Source organism: Pseudomonas sp. R28(2017) (assembly GCF_002112505.1).
Taxonomy (GTDB): domain Bacteria; phylum Pseudomonadota; class Gammaproteobacteria; order Pseudomonadales; family Pseudomonadaceae; genus Aquipseudomonas.
Window position 1 is genome coordinate 268,956 of the sequence record NZ_NEHW01000005.1, and the last position, 18,681, is coordinate 287,636.

19 protein-coding genes are annotated in these 18,681 nt (G+C 64.7%); 15 read left to right on the top strand and 4 right to left on the bottom strand.

What is annotated here, in order from left to right; genetic code table 11:
• Positions 1-57: 57 nt before the first annotated feature.
• Together CAF78_RS11350 and CAF78_RS11355 are read left to right on the top strand one after the other, a co-directional pair.
• Positions 58-1,356 carry a serine/threonine protein kinase gene (locus tag CAF78_RS11350; protein WP_079226928.1) on the top strand — a complete coding sequence of 433 codons (1,299 nt, stop codon included), beginning with the start codon at positions 58-60 and terminating at the stop codon, positions 1,354-1,356.
• 76 nt (positions 1,357-1,432) lie between these two features.
• Complete coding sequence (locus CAF78_RS11355) at positions 1,433-2,176, top strand: VacJ family lipoprotein (protein WP_371856893.1); 744 nt, start codon at positions 1,433-1,435, stop codon at positions 2,174-2,176.
• A gap of 57 nt (positions 2,177-2,233) precedes the next feature.
• On the opposite strand, the gene CAF78_RS11360 is transcribed toward CAF78_RS11355, so the two are convergent.
• Positions 2,234-3,382 carry a patatin-like phospholipase family protein gene (locus CAF78_RS11360; protein WP_085675408.1) on the bottom strand — a complete coding sequence of 383 codons (1,149 nt, stop codon included), beginning with the start codon at positions 3,380-3,382 and terminating at the stop codon, positions 2,234-2,236.
• 85 nt (positions 3,383-3,467) lie between these two features.
• Positions 3,468-4,403: a lipid A biosynthesis lauroyl acyltransferase gene (locus CAF78_RS11365; RefSeq protein ID WP_085675407.1), complete on the bottom strand. Its 936-nt coding sequence runs from the start codon at positions 4,401-4,403 to the stop codon at positions 3,468-3,470.
• 111 nt (positions 4,404-4,514) lie between these two features.
• Between CAF78_RS11365 and minC the strand changes: the two genes are divergently transcribed.
• The 7 genes from minC to CAF78_RS11395 all read left to right on the top strand — a co-directional run bounded on the left by minC (position 4,515) and on the right by CAF78_RS11395 (position 11,148).
• Complete coding sequence (minC, locus tag CAF78_RS11370; RefSeq protein ID WP_085675406.1) at positions 4,515-5,279, top strand: septum site-determining protein MinC; 765 nt, start codon at positions 4,515-4,517, stop codon at positions 5,277-5,279.
• A gap of 99 nt (positions 5,280-5,378) precedes the next feature.
• Entirely contained in the window at positions 5,379-6,191 is an 813-nt protein-coding gene (gene minD / locus CAF78_RS11375) for a septum site-determining protein MinD (protein WP_054893840.1), read from the top strand.
• Between the two features lie 3 nt (positions 6,192-6,194).
• Complete coding sequence (gene minE / locus CAF78_RS11380; RefSeq protein WP_003252572.1) at positions 6,195-6,449, top strand: cell division topological specificity factor MinE; 255 nt, start codon at positions 6,195-6,197, stop codon at positions 6,447-6,449.
• Between the two features lie 160 nt (positions 6,450-6,609).
• Positions 6,610-7,245 carry an RluA family pseudouridine synthase gene (locus CAF78_RS11385; RefSeq protein ID WP_019472567.1) on the top strand — a complete coding sequence of 212 codons (636 nt, stop codon included), beginning with the start codon at positions 6,610-6,612 and terminating at the stop codon, positions 7,243-7,245.
• 44 nt (positions 7,246-7,289) lie between these two features.
• Entirely contained in the window at positions 7,290-8,579 is a 1,290-nt protein-coding gene (locus tag CAF78_RS11390; RefSeq protein WP_085675405.1) for a M18 family aminopeptidase, read from the top strand.
• Between the two features lie 203 nt (positions 8,580-8,782).
• Complete coding sequence (locus CAF78_RS28565; protein WP_177408523.1) at positions 8,783-8,950, top strand: hypothetical protein; 168 nt, start codon at positions 8,783-8,785, stop codon at positions 8,948-8,950.
• A 44-nt stretch (positions 8,951-8,994) separates the two neighbouring features.
• On the top strand, positions 8,995-11,148 hold the full coding sequence (locus CAF78_RS11395) for a mechanosensitive ion channel family protein (protein ID WP_085675404.1): 2,154 nt from the start codon (positions 8,995-8,997) through the stop codon (positions 11,146-11,148).
• A gap of 115 nt (positions 11,149-11,263) precedes the next feature.
• Here CAF78_RS11395 and CAF78_RS11400 read toward each other — a convergent pair whose 3' ends face one another.
• Positions 11,264-11,977: a UTRA domain-containing protein gene (locus CAF78_RS11400; protein ID WP_085675403.1), complete on the bottom strand. Its 714-nt coding sequence runs from the start codon at positions 11,975-11,977 to the stop codon at positions 11,264-11,266.
• A 316-nt stretch (positions 11,978-12,293) separates the two neighbouring features.
• Here CAF78_RS11400 and CAF78_RS11405 point away from each other — a divergent pair, with 316 nt between their 5' ends.
• From CAF78_RS11405 to CAF78_RS11430, 6 genes are all read left to right on the top strand, one after another.
• Entirely contained in the window at positions 12,294-13,358 is a 1,065-nt protein-coding gene (locus tag CAF78_RS11405; protein WP_085675402.1) for an ABC transporter substrate-binding protein, read from the top strand.
• Between the two features lie 145 nt (positions 13,359-13,503).
• The gene (locus CAF78_RS11410) at positions 13,504-14,310 is read left to right on the top strand and encodes an alkaline phosphatase family protein (RefSeq protein WP_085675401.1); all 807 of its coding nucleotides are present in this window, start codon (positions 13,504-13,506) and stop codon (positions 14,308-14,310) included.
• Positions 14,307-15,146 (top strand): ABC transporter permease subunit, encoded by an 840-nt coding sequence (locus CAF78_RS11415; protein ID WP_085675400.1) that lies wholly within the window; start codon positions 14,307-14,309, stop codon positions 15,144-15,146. The genes CAF78_RS11410 and CAF78_RS11415 overlap by 4 nt, the downstream gene beginning before the upstream one ends.
• Positions 15,136-15,930, top strand: a complete 795-nt coding sequence (locus CAF78_RS11420) for an ABC transporter permease (RefSeq protein WP_085675399.1) — start codon at positions 15,136-15,138, stop codon at positions 15,928-15,930. The genes CAF78_RS11415 and CAF78_RS11420 overlap by 11 nt, the downstream gene beginning before the upstream one ends.
• Before the next feature lies 1 nt (position 15,931).
• On the top strand, positions 15,932-16,921 hold the full coding sequence (locus tag CAF78_RS11425) for an ABC transporter ATP-binding protein (protein ID WP_085675398.1): 990 nt from the start codon (positions 15,932-15,934) through the stop codon (positions 16,919-16,921).
• 13 nt (positions 16,922-16,934) lie between these two features.
• Complete coding sequence (locus CAF78_RS11430; protein ID WP_085675397.1) at positions 16,935-17,588, top strand: HAD family phosphatase; 654 nt, start codon at positions 16,935-16,937, stop codon at positions 17,586-17,588.
• Positions 17,589-17,647: 59 nt separating this feature from the next.
• Here CAF78_RS11430 and CAF78_RS11435 read toward each other — a convergent pair whose 3' ends face one another.
• Entirely contained in the window at positions 17,648-18,610 is a 963-nt protein-coding gene (locus tag CAF78_RS11435) for an NAD(P)H-quinone oxidoreductase (RefSeq protein ID WP_085675396.1), read from the bottom strand.
• Positions 18,611-18,681: the final 71 nt, after the last annotated feature.

Below are 18,681 nucleotides of genomic sequence, written 5' to 3' on the forward strand. Positions count from 1 at the left end.
AGGCTATCGTGGTCCTAGCCTGCGTACTGCACGACCTTCATCCTTCTGGGGGAATACATGCTTCGATCTTGGCGCCTTGCCGCCCTTCTTGGCGGCCTGCTCATGGCTGCGGCCGCTTCGGCGCGGGACATCGACGCCGCGAGCTACGGCTACCCCTTGACCAACCCGTTCGAGGCGACCATCGCCACCACGCCGCCGGAGCAGCGCCCGACCCTGCCCAGCGACGATGACATCGACCAGTCCGACTACAGCCTGAACCTGCGCCCGGAGCGCGAGTTCACCCTGCCCGACAATTTCTGGGCGGTGAAGAAGCTCAAGTACCGCCTGGCCCGTCAGGACCACGAGGCACCGCTGATCTTCCTCATCGCCGGTACCGGTGCGCCCTACTCCAGCAGCATCAACGAATACCTCAAGAAGCTGTTCTACCAGGCCGGCTTCCACGTGGTGCAGCTGTCGTCGCCGACCAGCTACGACTTCATGAGCGCCGCCTCGCGCTTCGCCACCCCCGGGGTCAGCCAGGAAGACGCCGAAGACATGTACCGGGTGATGCAGGCCGTGCGTGCCCAGCACCCGCGCCTGCCGGTCAGCGAGTACTACCTCACCGGCTACAGCCTGGGCGCGCTGGACGCTGCATTCGTCAGCCACCTCGACGAAACCCGGCGCAGCTTCAACTTCAAGCGCGTGCTGCTGCTCAATCCACCGGTCAACCTGTACACCTCGATCAACAACCTCGACAAACTGGTGCAGACCCAGGTCAAGGGCATCGACCGCAGCACCACCTTCTATGAGCTGATGCTCGAGAAGCTCACCCGCTACTTCCAGGACAAGGGCTACATCGACCTCAACGACGCCCTGCTGTACGACTTCCAGCAGTCCAAACAGCACCTTTCCAACGAACAGATGGCCATGCTCATCGGCACCTCGTTCCGCTTCTCGGCCGCCGACATCGCCTTCACCTCCGACCTGATCAACCGCCGCGGCCTGATCATTCCGCCGAAGTTCCCGATCACCGAGGGCAGCAGCCTGACGCCGTTCTTCAAGCGCGCCCTGCAATGCGACTTCGACTGCTACATGACCGAACAAGTGATCCCGATGTGGCGCGCCCGCACCGATGGCAACAGCATCCTGCAACTGGTCAACCAGGTCAGCCTGTATGCCCTGGAGGACTACCTGCACAACAGCGACAAGATCGCCGTGATGCACAACGCCGACGACGTCATCCTCGGCCCTGGCGATATCGGTTTCCTGCGCAAGGTGTTTGGTGATCGCCTGACCCTTTACCCCCATGGCGGCCATTGCGGCAACCTCAATTACCGCGTCAACAGCGACGCCATGCTGGAGTTCTTCCGTGGCTAACAAATTCCTCCTCGCCACCGCGCTGCTAGTCGTCGCCGGCAATGCCCTGGCTGCGGAAACCGCGCCACGGGCCAGCGTGATCGAAGCCGACCCGCAAGTCACCCAGGCGCCGCTGGCGCCGGAGGACGACGGCTTCATCGACCCGCTGCGCGCACTGAAATTCAACCCGGGGCTCGACCAGCGCGAATTCGAACGTTCGACCCTGGAAGCCCTGAACGTGTACGACCCGCTGGAATCGGTGAACCGGCGCATCTACCACTTCAACTACCGCCTCGACCAATGGGTGCTGCTGCCACTGGTCAGCGGCTACCAGTACGTCACCCCCAGCTTCGTGCGCACGGGGGTGAGCAACTTCTTCAACAACCTGGGTGATGTGCCGAACCTGTTCAACAGCGTGCTGCAGCTCAAGGCCAAGCGCTCGGCGGAAATCACCGCGCGGCTGATGTTCAACACCATCATCGGCGTGGGGGGCTTGTGGGACCCGGCAACCAGCATGGGCCTGCCGCGCCAGAGCGAGGACTTTGGCCAGACCCTGGGCTTCTATGGGGTGCCAGAGGGGCCGTACCTGATGCTGCCGGTGCTCGGCCCGTCGAACCTGCGCGACACCACCGGCCTGGTGGTGGACTATGCCGGCGAGCAGGCGGTCAATTACCTGAACGTGGCCGAGGCCAGCGAAAATCACCCGGAGATCTTCGCCTTGCGCGTGGTCGACAAGCGCTACACCACCAAATTCCGCTACGGGCAGCTCAACTCGCCGTTCGAGTACGAGAAGGTCCGGTATGTGTATACCCAGGCGCGCAAGCTGCAGATAGCCGAATGACCTGCACCGGCCCTTTCGCGGCGGTTCGACGCCGCGAAGAGGCCGGTGCAGGCAACATCAAAGCCCCAGGAACTGGCACAGCTCGCGCTTCTTGGCCAAGGCATCGCGCCGCCCCAGTTCGATCAGCTCGCTGCAATAGCTGGCCTCGAACAGCAGGTAGCTCAACACCCCCGCCCCACTGGTGCGGGTCGCCCCCGGGCCGCGCAGGAACAGGCGCAAGGCCGCCGGTAGCTCACGCCGGTGGCGCGCGGCTATCTCGTCCAGCGGTTGGCTCGGCGCGACCACCAGCACCTCGATCGGCGCCAGCCCCAGGCGCCGTGCATCCAGGTGCGCCGGCAGCAGCCGGCTGAGGTGGTTGAGCCGCTGCAGCAACTCGATGTCGTCCTCGAGGCTGTCGATGAAGGTGCTGTTGAGCATGTGCGCGCCGATCTGCGCCAGGCTCGGCTGCTGGCCGCTGAACACGCGCGGGGTTGGCAACGGCGCCGCCGGGCGCTGCGGGTTGCCACTGACCCCGACCACCAGCACCCGGCTGGCGCCCAGGTGCAGGGCCGGGCTGATCGGGGCCGACTGGCGCACCGCGCCGTCGCCGTAGTACTCGTCGCCCAGGCGCACCGGGGCGAACAGCAGCGGGATCGCCGCGCTGGCCAGCAGGTGATCGATGGTCAACGGTGTGGGCACACCGATGCGGCGGTGGCGCAGCCAGGCGTCGATGGTGCCGCGCCCTTGGTAGAAGGTTACCGCCTGGCCACTTTCATAGCCAAATGCGGTCACGGCAACGGCTCGCAGTTGCTCGGCGGCGATGGCGTGGCCGATGCCATCCAGGTCCAGGTGCGAGGCCAACAGGCCACGCAGGGGGCTGCTGTCGAGCAACGCCACCGGCACCTGGCCGCCCAGGCCCATCAGGTTGTGGCCGACGAAACGGCTGGCCTGGCGCACCACCCCGGGCCAGTCGCTGCGGATGACCAGCCGGCTGCGGAAGTTCTGCCAGAACGTGGTGAGGCGCTGCACGGCGTCGTTGAAGCGGGTGGCACCGCTGGCCAGGGTGACGGCGTTGATGGCGCCGGCCGAGGTGCCGACGATGACCGGGAACGGGTTGTGCGCGCCGGGCGGCAGCAGCTCGGCGATGCCGGCGAGTACGCCGACCTGATAGGCGGCACGGGCGCCGCCGCCAGAGAGGATCAGACCGGTTACCGGGGGTGGCGTCATGAATTCCTTCCTGGATCAGCTGTTTTCAGGCCCGGCCTCTTCGCGGCGGTTCGACGCGAAGAGGCCGGCACAGGCAACAAACGGCTTAGCGCTTCTTCTTGTCGTAGAGCCGCGGTGCACCCTCGGGCCGCGACTTGAAACGCCGGTGTGCCCACAGGTACTGCTCGGGGCATTCGCGCAGCACGCCTTCGACCCACTGGTTGATGCGCAGGCAATCGGCTTCTTCGCTCTCGCCGGGGAAGTCTGCCAGCGGCGGGTGGATCACAAGACGATAGCCGCTGCCGTCTTCCAGGCGCTTCTGGGTGAACGGAATCACCTGCGCCTTGCCCAGGCGGGCGAACTTGGTGGTCGCGGTGACCGTGGCTGCCGGAATACCGAACAACGGCACGAAGATGCTCTGCTTGGCGCCGTAATCCTGGTCCGGTGCGTACCAGATCGCCCGGCCCGAGCGCAGCAGCTTGAGCATGCCACGTACGTCATCACGCTCCACCGCCAGCGAATCGAGGTTGTGCCGCTCGCGGCCACTGCGCTGGATGAAGTCGAACAGCGGGTTGCCGTGTTCGCGGTACATGCCATCGATGGTGTGCGCCTGGCCCAGCAGCGCGGCGCCGATTTCCAGGGTGGTGAAGTGCACCGCCATCAGAATGGCGCCCTGCCCGGCTTGCTGCGCGGCCTGCAGGTGCTCGAGGCCTTCGATGTGGGCCAGGCGCGCCAGGCGGGCCTTGGGCCACCACCAGCTCATGGCCATTTCGAAGAAGGCGATACCGGTAGAGGCGAAGTTGGCCTTGAGCAGGCGCCGCCGTTCGTCGTCGGACAGCGCCGGGAAGCACAGCTCGAGGTTGCGCGCGGCAATGCGCCGGCGCTCGCCGGCCACACGGTACATCAGCGCACCCAGGGCACTGCCGAGCCACAGCAGGGCACGGTAGGGCAACTGCACCACCAGCCACAGCAGGCCCAGGCCCAGCCACAGGCCCCAGAATCGCGGGTGAAGGAAGTAGGGTCGAAAACGCGGGCGTTCCATTGAAGCTTCCGGCAAGACAAAGGCCGAGCATTCTACATCGGATCGGCACCGGTTGCGGCCAACCGGTCTTATCGTTATAAGTCAGGGCACTTTTTTCGCAACAAGCCGTCTATGCAGACCATGAGCCCAAACCACACACCCGACACCGCCTCCGTGTTCCAGCTCAAGGGCAGCATGCTCGCCATCACTGTGCTGGAACTGGGGCGCAACGACCTGGAAGCCCTCGACCGCCAGCTGGCGGCGAAAGTGGCCCAGGCCCCGAATTTCTTCAGCAACACGCCGCTGGTGCTGGCGCTGGACAAGCTGCCGGCCGACGAAGGGGCGATCGACCTGCCCGGGCTGATGCGTATCTGCCGCCACCATGGCCTGCGAACCCTGGCGATCCGCGCCAACCGCATCGAGGACATCGCCGCGGCGATCGCCATCGACCTGCCGGTGCTGCCACCGTCCGGCGCCCGCGAGCGGCCGCTGGAGCCCGAGCCCGAGGTGAAGAAGGCCGAACCGGCTCCAGCTCCGGCGCCCGCCCCCGCTGCAGAGCCAGAGGTGCGCCCGACGCGCATCATCACCTCGCCGGTGCGCGGCGGCCAGCAGATCTACGCCCAGGGTGGCGACCTGATCGTCACCGCCTCGGTCAGCCCGGGTGCGGAACTTCTCGCCGATGGCAACATCCATGTGTACGGCGCCATGCGTGGCCGCGCCCTGGCCGGGATCAAGGGCAATACCAAGGCGCGTATCTTCTGCCAGCAGATGACCGCCGAAATGGTCTCTATCGCCGGCCAGTACAAGGTGTGCGAAGACCTGCGCCGCGACCCGCTGTGGGGCGCCGGCGTGCAAGTCAGCCTGTCCGGTGACGTGTTGAACATCACCCGTCTTTAACGGATACTTGCCGTCATTTTTAGAGCAACTTTTTTATCTGTTGCCGTTTTTTGCATTTTGCTGGGACACAGGTCCCGACTTATTTAGGGGTGAAACACCTTGGCCAAGATTCTCGTCGTTACTTCCGGCAAGGGGGGTGTGGGCAAGACCACCACCAGCGCCGCCATCGGCACCGGCCTCGCACTGCGCGGCCACAAGACTGTCATCGTCGACTTCGACGTGGGCCTGCGTAACCTCGACCTGATCATGGGCTGCGAGCGCCGCGTGGTGTACGACTTCGTCAACGTGGTCAACGGCGAAGCCAACCTGCAGCAGGCCCTGATCAAGGACAAGCGCCTCGAGAACCTGTTCGTGCTGGCCGCCAGCCAGACCCGCGACAAGGACGCGCTGACCCAGGAAGGCGTCGAAAAGGTGCTGATGGAACTGAAGGAACAGTTCGATTACGTCATCTGCGACTCGCCGGCCGGTATCGAGAAAGGCGCGCACCTGGCGATGTACTTCGCCGACGAAGCCATCGTCGTGACCAACCCTGAAGTGTCCTCGGTACGTGACTCGGACCGCATGCTGGGCATCCTGTCGAGCAAGTCGCGCCGCTCCGAGAACGGCGAAGAGCCGATCAAGGAACACCTGCTGATCACCCGTTACCACCCAGAGCGCGTCGAAAAGGGCGAAATGCTCAGCATCGCCGACGTCGAAGAGATCCTGGCGATCAAGCTCAAGGGTGTGATCCCCGAGTCGCAGGCCGTGCTCAAGGCCTCCAACCAGGGTATCCCGGTCATCCTCGACGACCAGAGCGATGCCGGCCAGGCGTACAGCGACACTGTCGACCGCCTCCTGGGCAAAGAGAAACCCCTGCGTTTCATCGAAGTGCCGAAGCAAGGATTCTTCGCGCGCCTGTTTGGAGGCAAGTAAACCATGAACCTTTTTGACTTCTTTCGTGGCAGACAGAAACAGACCAGCGCGTCGGTAGCGAAAGAGCGTCTACAGATCATCGTGGCGCATGAGCGCGGCCAGCGCAGCGAACCGGACTACCTGCCGGCGCTGCAGAAAGAACTGCTGGAAGTGATCCGCAAGTATGTGAACATCGGCAACGATGATGTGCATATCGAGCTGGAAAACCAGGGCAGCTGCTCGATTCTGGAGCTGAACATCACCTTGCCCGATCGCTGATACAGCTTTCTGGCCTTGATCATTGGGGCTGCTTTGCAGCCCTTTCGCGACACAAGGCCGCTCCTACAGGAATCGCGTATTTCCTGTAGGAGCGGCCTTGTGTCGCGAAAGGGCCGCAAGGCGGCCCCAATGGTTTCCCCGATTTGACCGAGACCACGCAATGCCGCTGTCGAACATCCAGATCCTCCATGAAGACGCCGCCATCCTGGTGATCAACAAGCCGACCCTGCTGCTGTCGGTACCTGGCCGTGCCGAAGACAACAAAGACTGCCTGATCACCCGCCTTCAGGAAAACGGCTACCCGGACGCGCTGATCGTGCACCGCCTGGACTGGGAAACTTCCGGCATCATCCTGCTGGCCCGCGATGCCGACAGCCACCGCGAGCTGTCGCGCCAGTTCCACGACCGCGAGACCGAAAAGGCCTACACCGCGTTGTGCTGGGGCCAGCCGGCGCTGGACAGCGGCAGCATCGACCTGCCACTGCGCTACGACCCGCCGACCAAGCCACGGCACGTGGTTGACCATGAGCAGGGCAAGCATGCCCTGACCTTCTGGCGTATCGTCGAGCGCTGCGGGGATCACTGCCGGGTCGAGCTGACGCCGATCACCGGGCGTTCGCACCAGCTGCGCGTGCACATGTTGTCGATCGGCCATCCGTTGCTGGGTGACCGCCTGTATGCCAACCCAGAGGCGCTGGCGGCCCATGAACGGCTGTGCCTGCATGCCTCGATGTTGAGCTTCACCCACCCGGTCAGCGGTGAGCGCCTGAAGTTCGAGTGCCCTGCCCCCTTCTGAAGGTATCTGCGCTAAACTCGCGCCACTGCTGTCTGGAGTGAGTTATGCGCGAAGCACTGAATACCGGCCTGATCGAATTCCTCAAGGCCTCCCCGACGCCCTTCCATGCCACCGCCAGCCTGGCCCAGCGCCTGGAGGCGGCCGGCTACCAGCGCCTGGACGAGCGTGACAGCTGGGCCACGGTGCCCGGTGGCCGCTACTACGTTACCCGCAACGACTCCTCGATCATCGCCATCAAGCTGGGCAAGCAGCCACCGCTGCTGAACGGCATCCGCATGGTTGGCGCGCACACCGACAGCCCGTGCCTGCGGGTCAAGCCGCAGCCCGAGCTGCAGCGCCAGGGCTTCTTGCAACTGGGCGTCGAAGTGTACGGCGGCGCGCTGCTGGCGCCGTGGTTCGACCGCGACCTGTCGTTGGCCGGGCGGGTCACCTTCCGCCGTGACGGCAAGGTCGAAAGCCAGCTGATCGACTTCAAGCTGCCGATCGCGATCATCCCCAACCTGGCGATCCACCTCAACCGCACCGCCAACGAAGGCTGGCAGATCAACCCGCAGAACGAGCTGCCGCCCATTCTGGCTCAGGTAGCCGGTGACGAGCGTATCGACTTCCGCGCCGTGCTCACCGAGCAGCTGGCCCGCGAGCACGAGCTCAACGCCGACGTGGTGCTGGATTACGAGCTGAGCTTCTACGATACCCAGGACGCCGCGCTGATCGGCCTCAATGGCGACTTCATCGCCGGTGCCCGCCTGGACAATCTGCTGTCGTGCTATGCCGGCCTGCAGGCGCTGCTGACCGCCGACAGCGACGAGACCTGCGTGCTGGTGTGCAACGACCACGAAGAAGTCGGCAGCTGCTCGGCCTGCGGTGCCGACGGCCCGATGCTCGAACAGACCCTGCAGCGCCTGCTGCCGGATGGCGATGCCTACGTGCGCACCATCCAGCGCTCGCTGATGGTCTCGGCCGACAACGCCCACGGCGTGCACCCCAACTACGCCGACAAGCACGACGGCAACCACGGGCCCAAGCTCAACGCCGGGCCGGTGATCAAGGTCAACAACAACCAGCGCTATGCCACCAACAGCGAAACCGCCGGGTTCTTCCGTCATCTGTGCATGGCCGAGGAAGTGCCGGTGCAGAGCTTCGTGGTGCGCAGCGACATGGGCTGTGGTTCGACCATCGGGCCGATTGCCGCCAGCCACCTGGGTGTGCGTACGGTGGATATCGGCTTGCCGACCTTTGCCATGCATTCGATCCGTGAACTGTGCGGCAGCCATGACCTGGCGCACCTGGTGAAGGTGTTGTCGGCGTTCTACCGCAGCCGCGAACTGCCTTGAGCCTGATTTAGGCAGGCCTGGCCTCTTCGCGGGCACGCCCGCTCCCACAATGACCGCGCAGGACTTGAGCCCTGTGGAGGACCTGTGGGAGCGGGCGCGCCCGCGAAGAGGCCGGGCCTGAAAACAACTGCCCAGGATCAATCCCCCTTCTGCCCAACCCGCTATGCTTGTTGTATGCCTCCCAAGCAGAAGGACTGCTGCCCATGTCCCCCTTCCTCTCACTGTTCGTGCCGGTGTTCCTGTTCCTGATGCTGCTGACCATCGGCTTCAGCCTGCGCGAGCGCAATATCGGCGTACTGATGATGTGGATCGGCACACTGGGCATCTTTGGCCTCACCTGCTGGACGATCCTGGAGAAACTGCCGACATAAACCTCTACACTCGGTCAATCGTTTGACCTGAGGTAGATTTTCCGGTGCCAGCCTTTCTGCGTTGCCTAGCCCTGCTGCTGTTCATCTTCATGTCCCCGCTCCAGGCGGCGGGCTTGCCCAGCCTGCTGGGTTCCAGCGCCCCCGCCCAGCCCGAAGCCACCGAGCCCCTGGGCAAATCCCTGGACGAGGTGATCAAGAACCTCGAGAACGACCAGCAACGGGCCAAGCTGCTGGCCGACCTGAAGAAACTGCGCGACGCCACCAAGCAATCGCAACCTACCGTCGAACAGGGCGTTCTGGGCCTGATCGGCGGCGCCCTGCACGACTTCGAAAAGCAGTTCAGCGGTGACTCCAGCCCGTTCTACCGCTGGTCCCAGGAAATCGAACAGGCCCAGGCCGAGCTGGTCGAGCTGGTCGTACCCGTGCATCAGTGGCCGGCCATCCTGTTCGGCTTTGCCGCAGTCATCGCGGTGTGGAGCTTGCTGGCCTATGCCTTCAACTGGGTCGGCCACCGCGTGCGGGTGCGTTTCGGCCTGACCGAGGAACTGCCACAACACCCGCGCACCTGGGACCTGGTGCGCTTCGCCCTGCGCAAGCTCGGGCCCTGGCTGGTGGCACTGGTCTTCACCATCTACCTGAGCTTCGCCCTGCCGCCATCGCTGGGCAAGTCACTGGCCATGGTGCTGGCCTATGCGCTGGTGGTCGGCACCTGCTTCTCGGCGATCTGCGTGATCGCCTTCTCGCTGCTCGACGGCCCCCATCGCCACCGCGCCCTGCATATCCTGCGCCACCAGGCCTTCCGCCCGCTGTGGCTGATCGGCAGCTTCGCCGCCTTTGGCGAGGCCATGAGCGACCCGCGCATGCTGGTCGCCCTGGGTACCCACCTGGCCCACGCCCTGGCGACCCTGGCCAACGTCATCGCGGCGCTGTCGTCCGGCCTGTTCATCCTGCGCTTCCGCCGGCCGATCGCCCACCTGATCCGCAACCAGCCCCTGGCCAGGCGCCTGACCCGGCGCACCCTGAGCGACACCATCGAGATCCTCGGCAGCTTCTGGTTCGTGCCGGCGCTGATTCTGGTGGCCGTGTCGCTGTTCGCCACCTTCATTTCCGCCGGCGACACCAGCACCGCCCTGCGCCAGTCGCTGATGTGCACCGTGCTGGTGGTGGTGTGCATGGTGCTCAACGGCCTGGTGCGTCGCCACGCCGCCAACCCGAAACGCGCCAACAAGCGCCAGGCGGTGTATGCCGAACGCCTGCGCAACTTCGGTTACCTGCTGGTGCACCTGTTCATCTGGCTGGTGTTCATCGAACTGGGGCTGCGCGTGTGGGGCCTGTCGATGATCGGCTTCGCCGAGGGCGACGGCCATGAAGTGAGCGTGCGCCTGCTGGGCCTGGCCGGCACGCTGATCGTCGCCTGGCTGGTGTGGATCCTCGCCGACACCGCCGTGCACCATGCACTGGTGCGGTCGCGCCGGGGCCTGGCCAACGCCCGCGCGCAGACCATGATGCCGTTGATCCGCAACGTGATGTTCGTGGTGATCTTCATCATCGCGGTGATCGTCGCCCTGGCCAACATGGGTATGAACGTCACGCCGCTGCTGGCGGGTGCCGGTGTGATCGGCCTGGCGATCGGTTTTGGCGCGCAGTCGCTGGTGGCCGACCTGATCACCGGGTTGTTCATCATCATCGAAGACTCGCTGGCGATCGACGACTACGTCGATGTCGGCGGCCACCTGGGCACGGTCGAAGGCCTGACCATCCGTACCGTGCGCCTGCGTGACATCGACGGCATCGTGCATACCATCCCGTTCAGCGAGATCAAGAGCATCAAGAACTACTCCCGCGAGTTCGGCTACGCGATCTTCCGCGTGGCGATTCCGCACAGCATGAACATCGACCAGGCGATCACGCTGATCCGCGAAGTGGGGCAGAAACTGCGCAACGACCCGCTGATGCGCCGCAACATCTGGTCGCCGCTGGAGTTGCAGGGGGTCGAGAGCTTCGAGTCGGGTTCGGCGATCCTGCGGGCAAGGTTCAAGACCGCACCGATCAAGCAGTGGGAAGTGTCACGGGCGTTCAACCTGGCGTTGAAGCGGCAGCTGGATGAAGCCGGGCTGGACCTGGCCACGCCGCGCCTGTCGGTGCAGGTCGTCACCGCAGGAAGGGGTGGGGTGACAGAAGCCGGTTCCTCCAGTTAGAGCCTTTTCGCGGCGGTTCGACGCCTCGATGAACCCGCTCCCACAAAGTATCCACAGGACCCGAATTCTGCGCAGTCCCTGTGGGAGCGGGCTTGCCCGCGAAGAAGGCAACACCTTATCCGGCCTGTGCGCGGATGCGGATGGCATCGTGCCGCCAATACTCCAGGTCACAGTCGATCAGGTGCCCATGCTGGTCACTGTTGACCCGGGTGATATGCAACCCCGGGCTCCCCACCGATACCTTCAACGCCGCCGCCGCCTCCAGTGGCAGGGCGGTCGGCAGGATCTCGAAGCACACCTGCCCGTACTGGATGTCATACACCCGCCCGTAGATCTCGGTCAGTGACTGCGCCAGGTCCTGATCGAGGATTCCCGGGAAGTACCTCGGGTTCAGATAGTGCTCGGCATACAGCACCGCCCGCCCATCGATGCGCCGCAAGCGGCAGATGCGCACCACGCTGGACAGCCCGGGCAGTTGCAAGCGCGCGCAGATCGCCGCCGAAGCCGGCTGCAGGCGCGCCGACAGCAGCTCGGTGCTGGCCACCCGCCCCTGGTCCCGCACCATCGCATGGAAGTGGCTACGCTCGATCAGGTCGTAGGTCAGGCGCTGCGGGGCGACGAACCAGCCGCGCCGCTCTTCGCGGTAGATCAAGCCCTGGGCCTCCAGCTGCACCAGCGCTTCACGCAGGGTGATGCGCGTGGTGGCGAACACTTCGCTGAGCTTGCGTTCGGCCGGCAGCTTGCCGCCCGGCGCCAGCAGGCCGTGCTCGATCTGCTCCTGCAGGGCATGGCAGATGGCTGTTACCGCGCGCGGTGGCGTCGAGTGCATCAAAAGGTTACCTATCTGGACTAGTCCAGCCCCATGACGGGGCCTCTGGAGAATAGTGCAAGCCTAGGCAGGGCTGATGAACATCCTGTGACAAAGGCCTTGCCCGGCAATGCCAGAAACGCGCCAAGCCAGCAGAACCGGGGGGATTGCGTGGTCTACGCTGTAGCTTCAAGGCCTGTGCAGGCCCTGCCCTACATCAAACTGTCACGCAAGCGGCCTACCTTGGCTCAAGCTTTGCTGACCTAGACCAACGGTCAGCGAAAACCGCTTCACTCATAACAACGATCGCTAAAGGCACCCACCCAAGGAGCTTCGGATGAAAAAGTTGTTCATGGCGTCACTGCTCGGTTCGGCCATTACCCTGTGCACCTCGGCCATGGCCGCCGGCCCCGACCTCAAGGCCCTGGAAGATGCCGCCCGCAAGGAAGGCAACGTCAACAGCGTGGGCATGCCCGATGCCTGGGCCAACTGGAAAGGCACCTGGGACGACCTGGCCAGCCAGTACGGCCTCAAGCACAGCGACACCGACATGAGCTCGGCCCAGGAAATCGCCAAGTTCGAAGCCGAGAAGGACAACGCCAGCGCCGACATCGGCGACGTCGGTGCCGCCTTCGGCCCGATCGCCACCAGCAAGGGCGTGACCCAGCCGTACAAGCCGAGCACCTGGGACCAGGTGCCTGAGTGGGCCAAGGACAAAGACGGCCACTGGGCGCTGGCCTATACCGGCACCATCGCCTTCATCATCAACAAGGACCTGGTCAAGGAAGGCGACCGCCCGACCAGCTGGCACGACCTGGAAAAAGGCAAGTACAAGGTCGCCATCGGCGATGTCGGCACCGCCGCCCAGGCCGCCAACGGCGTGCTGGCGGCTGCCATCGCCTACAAAGGCGACGAAAGCAACCTGGCCCCGGGCCTGCAGCTGTTCACCAAGCTGGCGCAGCAGAAGCGCCTGTCGCTGGCCAACCCGACCATCCAGACCCTGGAAAAGGGTGAAGTGGAAGTCGGCGTGGTGTGGGACTTCAATGGCCTGAGCTACCGCGAGCAGATCGACCCGAAACGCTTCGAGGTGCTGATTCCGTCCGACGGCTCGGTGATTTCCGGCTACACCACCGTCATCAACAAGTACGCCAAGCACCCGAACGCGGCCAAGCTGACGCGTGAGTACATCTTCAGCGACGCTGGCCAGATCAACCTGGCCAAGGGGCATGCGCGGCCGATCCGTGCCGAACACCTGAAGCTGCCAGAGGATGTGCAGGCCAAGCTGCTGCCGAACGAGCAGTACAAGGCGGCGCAACCGATCAAGGATGCCGCAGCCTGGGAAGCGACCTCCAAGGCACTGCCGCAGAAGTGGCAGGAGCAGGTGATCATCGAGATGGAATAAAGGGCTAGCTTTTGTAGTGCCTGATCCGGCCCTTTCGCGGGCAAGCCCGCTCCCACAGGTGATTCACTGCCCCTGAGCCTGTGATATGCCTGTGGGAGCGGGCTCGCCCGCGAAGAGGCCAACGCGATTCAAGACTGGAGCTACCATGCAACACAACGTCATCCTGGTCCTGCTCGACGGCCTCAACTACCAGGTCGCCCACCACGCCATGGGCCACCTGCACGCCTACGTCGAGGCCGACCGTGCCGCGCTGTACCGCGTGGAATGCGAACTGCCGTCGCTGTCACGGCCGCTGTACGAGTGCATCCTCACCGGTGTGGCACCGATCGACAGCGGCATCGTGCACAACAACGTCAACCGCCTGTCCAACCAGCGCAGCGTGTTCCACTACGCCCGCGAAGCCAACCTGGGCACTGCGGCGGCGGCCTATCACTGGATGAGCGAGCTGTACAACCGCTCACCCTTCGACCCGCAGCGCGACCGCCACACCCACGCGCCGAAACTGCCGATCCAGCACGGCCTGTTCTACTGGGACGACCGCTACCCCGACTCGCACCTGCTGGCCGACGGCGAATACCTGCGCCGCCGCCATGCGCCGAATTTCCTCCTGGTGCACCCGATGAGCATCGACGATGTCGGCCACCGCCATGGCCTGGACAGCAGCCAGTACCGCAATGCCGCGCGCAGTGCCGACATCCTGTTGTCCGATTACCTGCCAGGCTGGCTGGAAGAGGGCTACCAGGTGCTGGTCACCGCCGACCACGGCATGAACAACGACCGCTCGCACAACGGCCTGCTGGCCGAGGAGCGTGAAGTGCCGCTGTTCGTGTTCGGCGACGCCTTCAGCCTCGACCCGGCCGCCAAGCCGCTGCAGACCGAACTGTGCGGGACCATGTGCGAACTGCTCGGTGCAGCGCACGACAAGACCGTGTGCCGGGAGCTGCTCAAGTGAGGGCCGGCAACCGAGGCCGTTACCTGGCCCTGCTCTGCCTGCTGCCGTTCGCCGTGTTCTTCGTCATCTTCCAGATCGCCCCGCTGGCCTGGGTGGCCATCAACAGCCTGCAGTCGGAAGCAGGCTGGGGCGTGGACAACTTCAGCAAGGTGTTCGCCTCGAAGTTCTACCTGCAGGCATTGCAACGCAGCCTGGAGATCAGCTTCTGGTCGAGCCTGTTCGGCATCGTCATCGCCACCCTCGGCGCCTATTCGCTGCGCCAGGTCGACTCGAAGCTGCGCGACTTCGTCAGTGCCTTCGCCAACATGACCAGCAACTTCGCCGGGGTGCCGCTGGCCTTCGCCTTCATCATCCTGCTCGGTTTCAACGGCGCACTGACCCTGCTGCTGAAACAGATCGGCCTGCTGGAGGACTTCAGCATCTACTCCAAGAGTGGCCTGATCCTGGTGTACACCTACTTCCAGATCCCGCTCGGCGTGCTGCTGCTCTACCCCGCCTTCGACGCCCTGCGCGAAGACTGGCGCGAGTCGGCCGCGCTGCTCGGCGCCAGCCACTGGCAATTCTGGCGCCATATCGGCCTGCCGGTGCTGACCCCGGCGCTGCTCGGCACCTTCGTCATCCTGCTGGCCAACGCCCTCGGCGCCTACGCCACCGTCTACGCCCTGACCACCGGCAACTTCAACGTGCTGCCGATCCGCATCGCCGGCCTGGTGGCCGGCGACATCAGCCTCGACCCGAACCTGGCCAGCGCCCTGGCGATGGTGCTGGTGGGGCTGATGACACTGGTCACGGTGGTTCATCAATGGCTGCTCAAGAGGAGCTACCATGCGCGCTGAAAAAACATCCGCCGGGCTCTACCACCGGCTGGTGGTGTACCTGCTGTTCCTGATCCTGCTGCTACCGCTGGCAGGCACCCTGCTCTACTCACTGGCCACCAGCTGGTCGGCGAGCCTGCTGCCCAGCGGCCTGACCTTCAAGTGGTACGTCGCGCTGTGGAGCGAGCCGCGCTTCCTGGCCGCGTTCGGCCAGTCGCTGCTGGTGTGCCTGGGCGCGCTGCTGCTGTCGGTGGTGCTGATCCTGCCGCTGCTGTTCGTGGTGCACTACCACTTCCCGAAGCTCGACGCGCTGATGAACATCCTCATCCTGCTGCCGTTCGCGGTACCGCCGGTGGTGTCGTCGGTGGGCCTGCTGCAGCTCTATGGCAGCGGCCCGATGGCGATGGTCGGAACGCCGTGGATCCTGATCGGCTGCTACTTCACCATCGCCTTGCCGTTCATGTACCGGGCGATCACCAACAACCTGCAGGCGATCAACCTGCGCGACCTGATGGACGCCGCCCAGCTGCTCGGCGCCAGCACCTGGCAGGCTGCCCTGCTGGTGGTACTGCCGAACCTGCGCAAGGGCCTGATGGTGGCGCTGCTGCTGTCGTTCTCGTTCCTGTTCGGCGAGTTCGTGTTCGCCAACCTGCTGGTCGGCACCCGCTACGAGACCCTGCAGGTGTACCTGAACAACATGCGCAACAGCAGCGGCCACTTCAACAGCGCGCTGGTGATCTCGTACTTCGCCTTCGTGCTGGTGCTGACCTGGGTCGCCAACCGCCTGAACAAGGACAACACCTGACATGAGCTTCGTCAGCGTACAGAACCTGCAAAAAAGCTACGCCGGCAGCCCGGTGTTCGAGAACATCGACTGCCAGATCGAGCGCGGCGAGTTCGTCACCCTGCTCGGCCCCTCCGGCTGCGGCAAGTCCACCCTGCTGCGCTGCATCGCCGGGCTGACCCCAGTGGACGGCGGCCAGATCCTCCTGGACGGCCACGACATCGTGCCGGTAAGCCCGCAGAAGCGCGGCATCGGCATGGTGTTCCAGAGCTATGCGCTGTTCCCCAACATGACCGTGGAGCAGAACGTCGCCTTCGGCCTGCGCATGCAGAAGGTCAAGGCCGATGAAAGCCAGCAGCGCGTGCGTGAGGCCCTGGACCTGGTGGAGCTGGGCAGCTTCGCCGGGCGCTACCCGCACCAGCTGTCCGGCGGCCAGTGCCAGCGCGTGGCCCTGGCCCGCTCGCTGGTCACCCGCCCGCGCCTGCTGCTGCTCGACGAGCCGCTGTCGGCGCTGGATGCACGCATCCGCAAGCACCTGCGCGAGCAGATCCGGGCGATCCAGCGGGAGCTGGGGCTGACCACCATCTTCGTCACCCACGACCAGGAAGAGGCACTGACCATGTCAGACCGGATCTTCCTGATGAACCAGGGGCGCATCGTCCAGAGCGGCGATGCCGAAACCCTCTACACCGCACCTGTGGACCTGTTCGCCGCCGGTTTCATCGGCAACTACAACCTGCTCGACGCCGACAGCGCCAGCCGCCTGCTGCAGCGCCCGGTGGCCGGCCGCCTGGCGATCCGCCCGGAGTCGATCACCCTGGGCGTCAACGGTGAACTGGACGCCGAAGTGCGCAGTCACAGCCTGCTTGGCAATGTCATCCGCTACCGCGTACAGGTGCGTGACGTGGAACTGGTGGTCGACGTGCTCAACCGTTCGCCTGGCGACCTGCATGCCGACGGCCAGCGGGTTTCCCTGTCGATCGACCCCACGGCGCTGCGCGAAGTGGCCTAAGGAGAATCAACACATGGCACTGGCAATTTTCGATCTGGACGAAACCCTGATCCATGGCGACTGCGCGTCGCTGTGGAGCGAACAGATGGCCCGGCTGGGCTGGGTCGACGGCAAGGCGTTCCTGCGCCGCGACCATGAACTGATGGAGGCTTACGGCAAGGGCCACCTGCAGATGGAGGACTACATGGCCTTCAGCCTGGAGCCGATTGCCGGGCGCACGCTGGAGGAAGTCGAGCATCTGGTGGAACCGTGGGTCGAGGAGGTGATCGAGCCGATCATCTACGGCGACGCCTGCCGCTGCATTGCCGAGCATCGCCAGCGTGGCGACCGGATATTGATCATTTCCGCTTCGGGCACACACCTGGTCGGGCCGATTGCAGCGCGGCTGGGGGTGGACGAGTACCTGGCGATCGAGCTGGAAGCGGTGAACGGCGTGTATACCGGCAAGACCCATGGGGTGCTGACCTACCGCGAGGGCAAGATCACCCGGTTGCTGGAGTGGCTGGATCAGGAGCAGGAGAACCTGGAGGGGGCGAGTTTCTATTCTGATTCGCGGAACGATCTGCCGCTGTTGCTGAAGGTGGATCATCCGCATGTGGTGAACCCGGATGCGGTACTCAGGGAGCATGCCGAGACCAATGGTTGGCCGGTGCTGAGCTGGAGCTGAGATCTTCAGTACCTGTTCCGGCCTCTTCGCGGGCAAGCTCGCGAAGAGGCCGGGCCTGCTTACGCCAGGCTTGGGTCGATCACCATGACCAGCTTGCCCGATACCTGGTTGCTCTCAAGCTCGGCATACGCCGCCTGGGCAAACTCGACCGGGTAGGTATCGACCAGCTGCGGCGACAGGCGACCTTCGGCAAACAGCGGCCACACCTGCTGCTGCAGTTCGCGCAGCAGCTCGGCCTTGAAGCCGTCATCGCGATTGCGCAGGGTGGAGCCAGTGATTTCCAGGCGCTTGCCCAGCACCTGGGCCAGGTCCAGCTCGAACTTGCGCCCGCCCATCAGGCCGATGATCACCCAACGACCGTCACGGGCCAGCAGCTTAAGGTTGAGCTCGCCGTAGCTGGCACCCACCGGGTCCAGAATCACGTCGAACGGCCCCAAGCCTTCCAGCGCATCGAGGTTCTGGTTACGCACCACGCCACCCGCAGCGCCCAGCGCCGCACAGTAGTCCAGGCGGTCCTGGGAACCGACACTGACCCACACCGGGCTGCCGAAGGCCTTGCACAGCTGGATCGCCGCCGAACCCACCCCACTGGCGCCGGCATGCACCAACACCTTTTCACCGGCCTTCACCTTGCCCAGCTGGAAGATGTTCAACCACGCCGTGGCATACACCTCCGGCAGCGCCGCCGCTTCGTGCAGGCTCAAGCCCTCGGGTACCGGCAACACATGGCGGGCATCGACCACCACTTCTTCGGCCATGGCACCACTGGCCAGCAGCGCGCAGACGCGGTCGCCCACGCGCCAGTCCGCGCCGGCACCGACCTCCTCGATCACCCCCGCGCACTCCAGGCCCATGTACGGGCTGGCGCCTGGCGGTGGTGGATACAGGCCCTTCATCTGCAGCAGATCGGCACGGTTCAGCCCCGCTGCGGCCACTCGAATGCGCACTTGGCCCGCGTCACAGGCCGGGCGTTCGGCCTCGACCCAGGCCACATGTCCGTCAACGCCTTGCAATGCCTTCACAGTGCCTCCATAGTTGAATCACAGACTGAGCCTGAGGAGCGCGCTCCCCAGGCTTTTTGCAGTATTTGCCC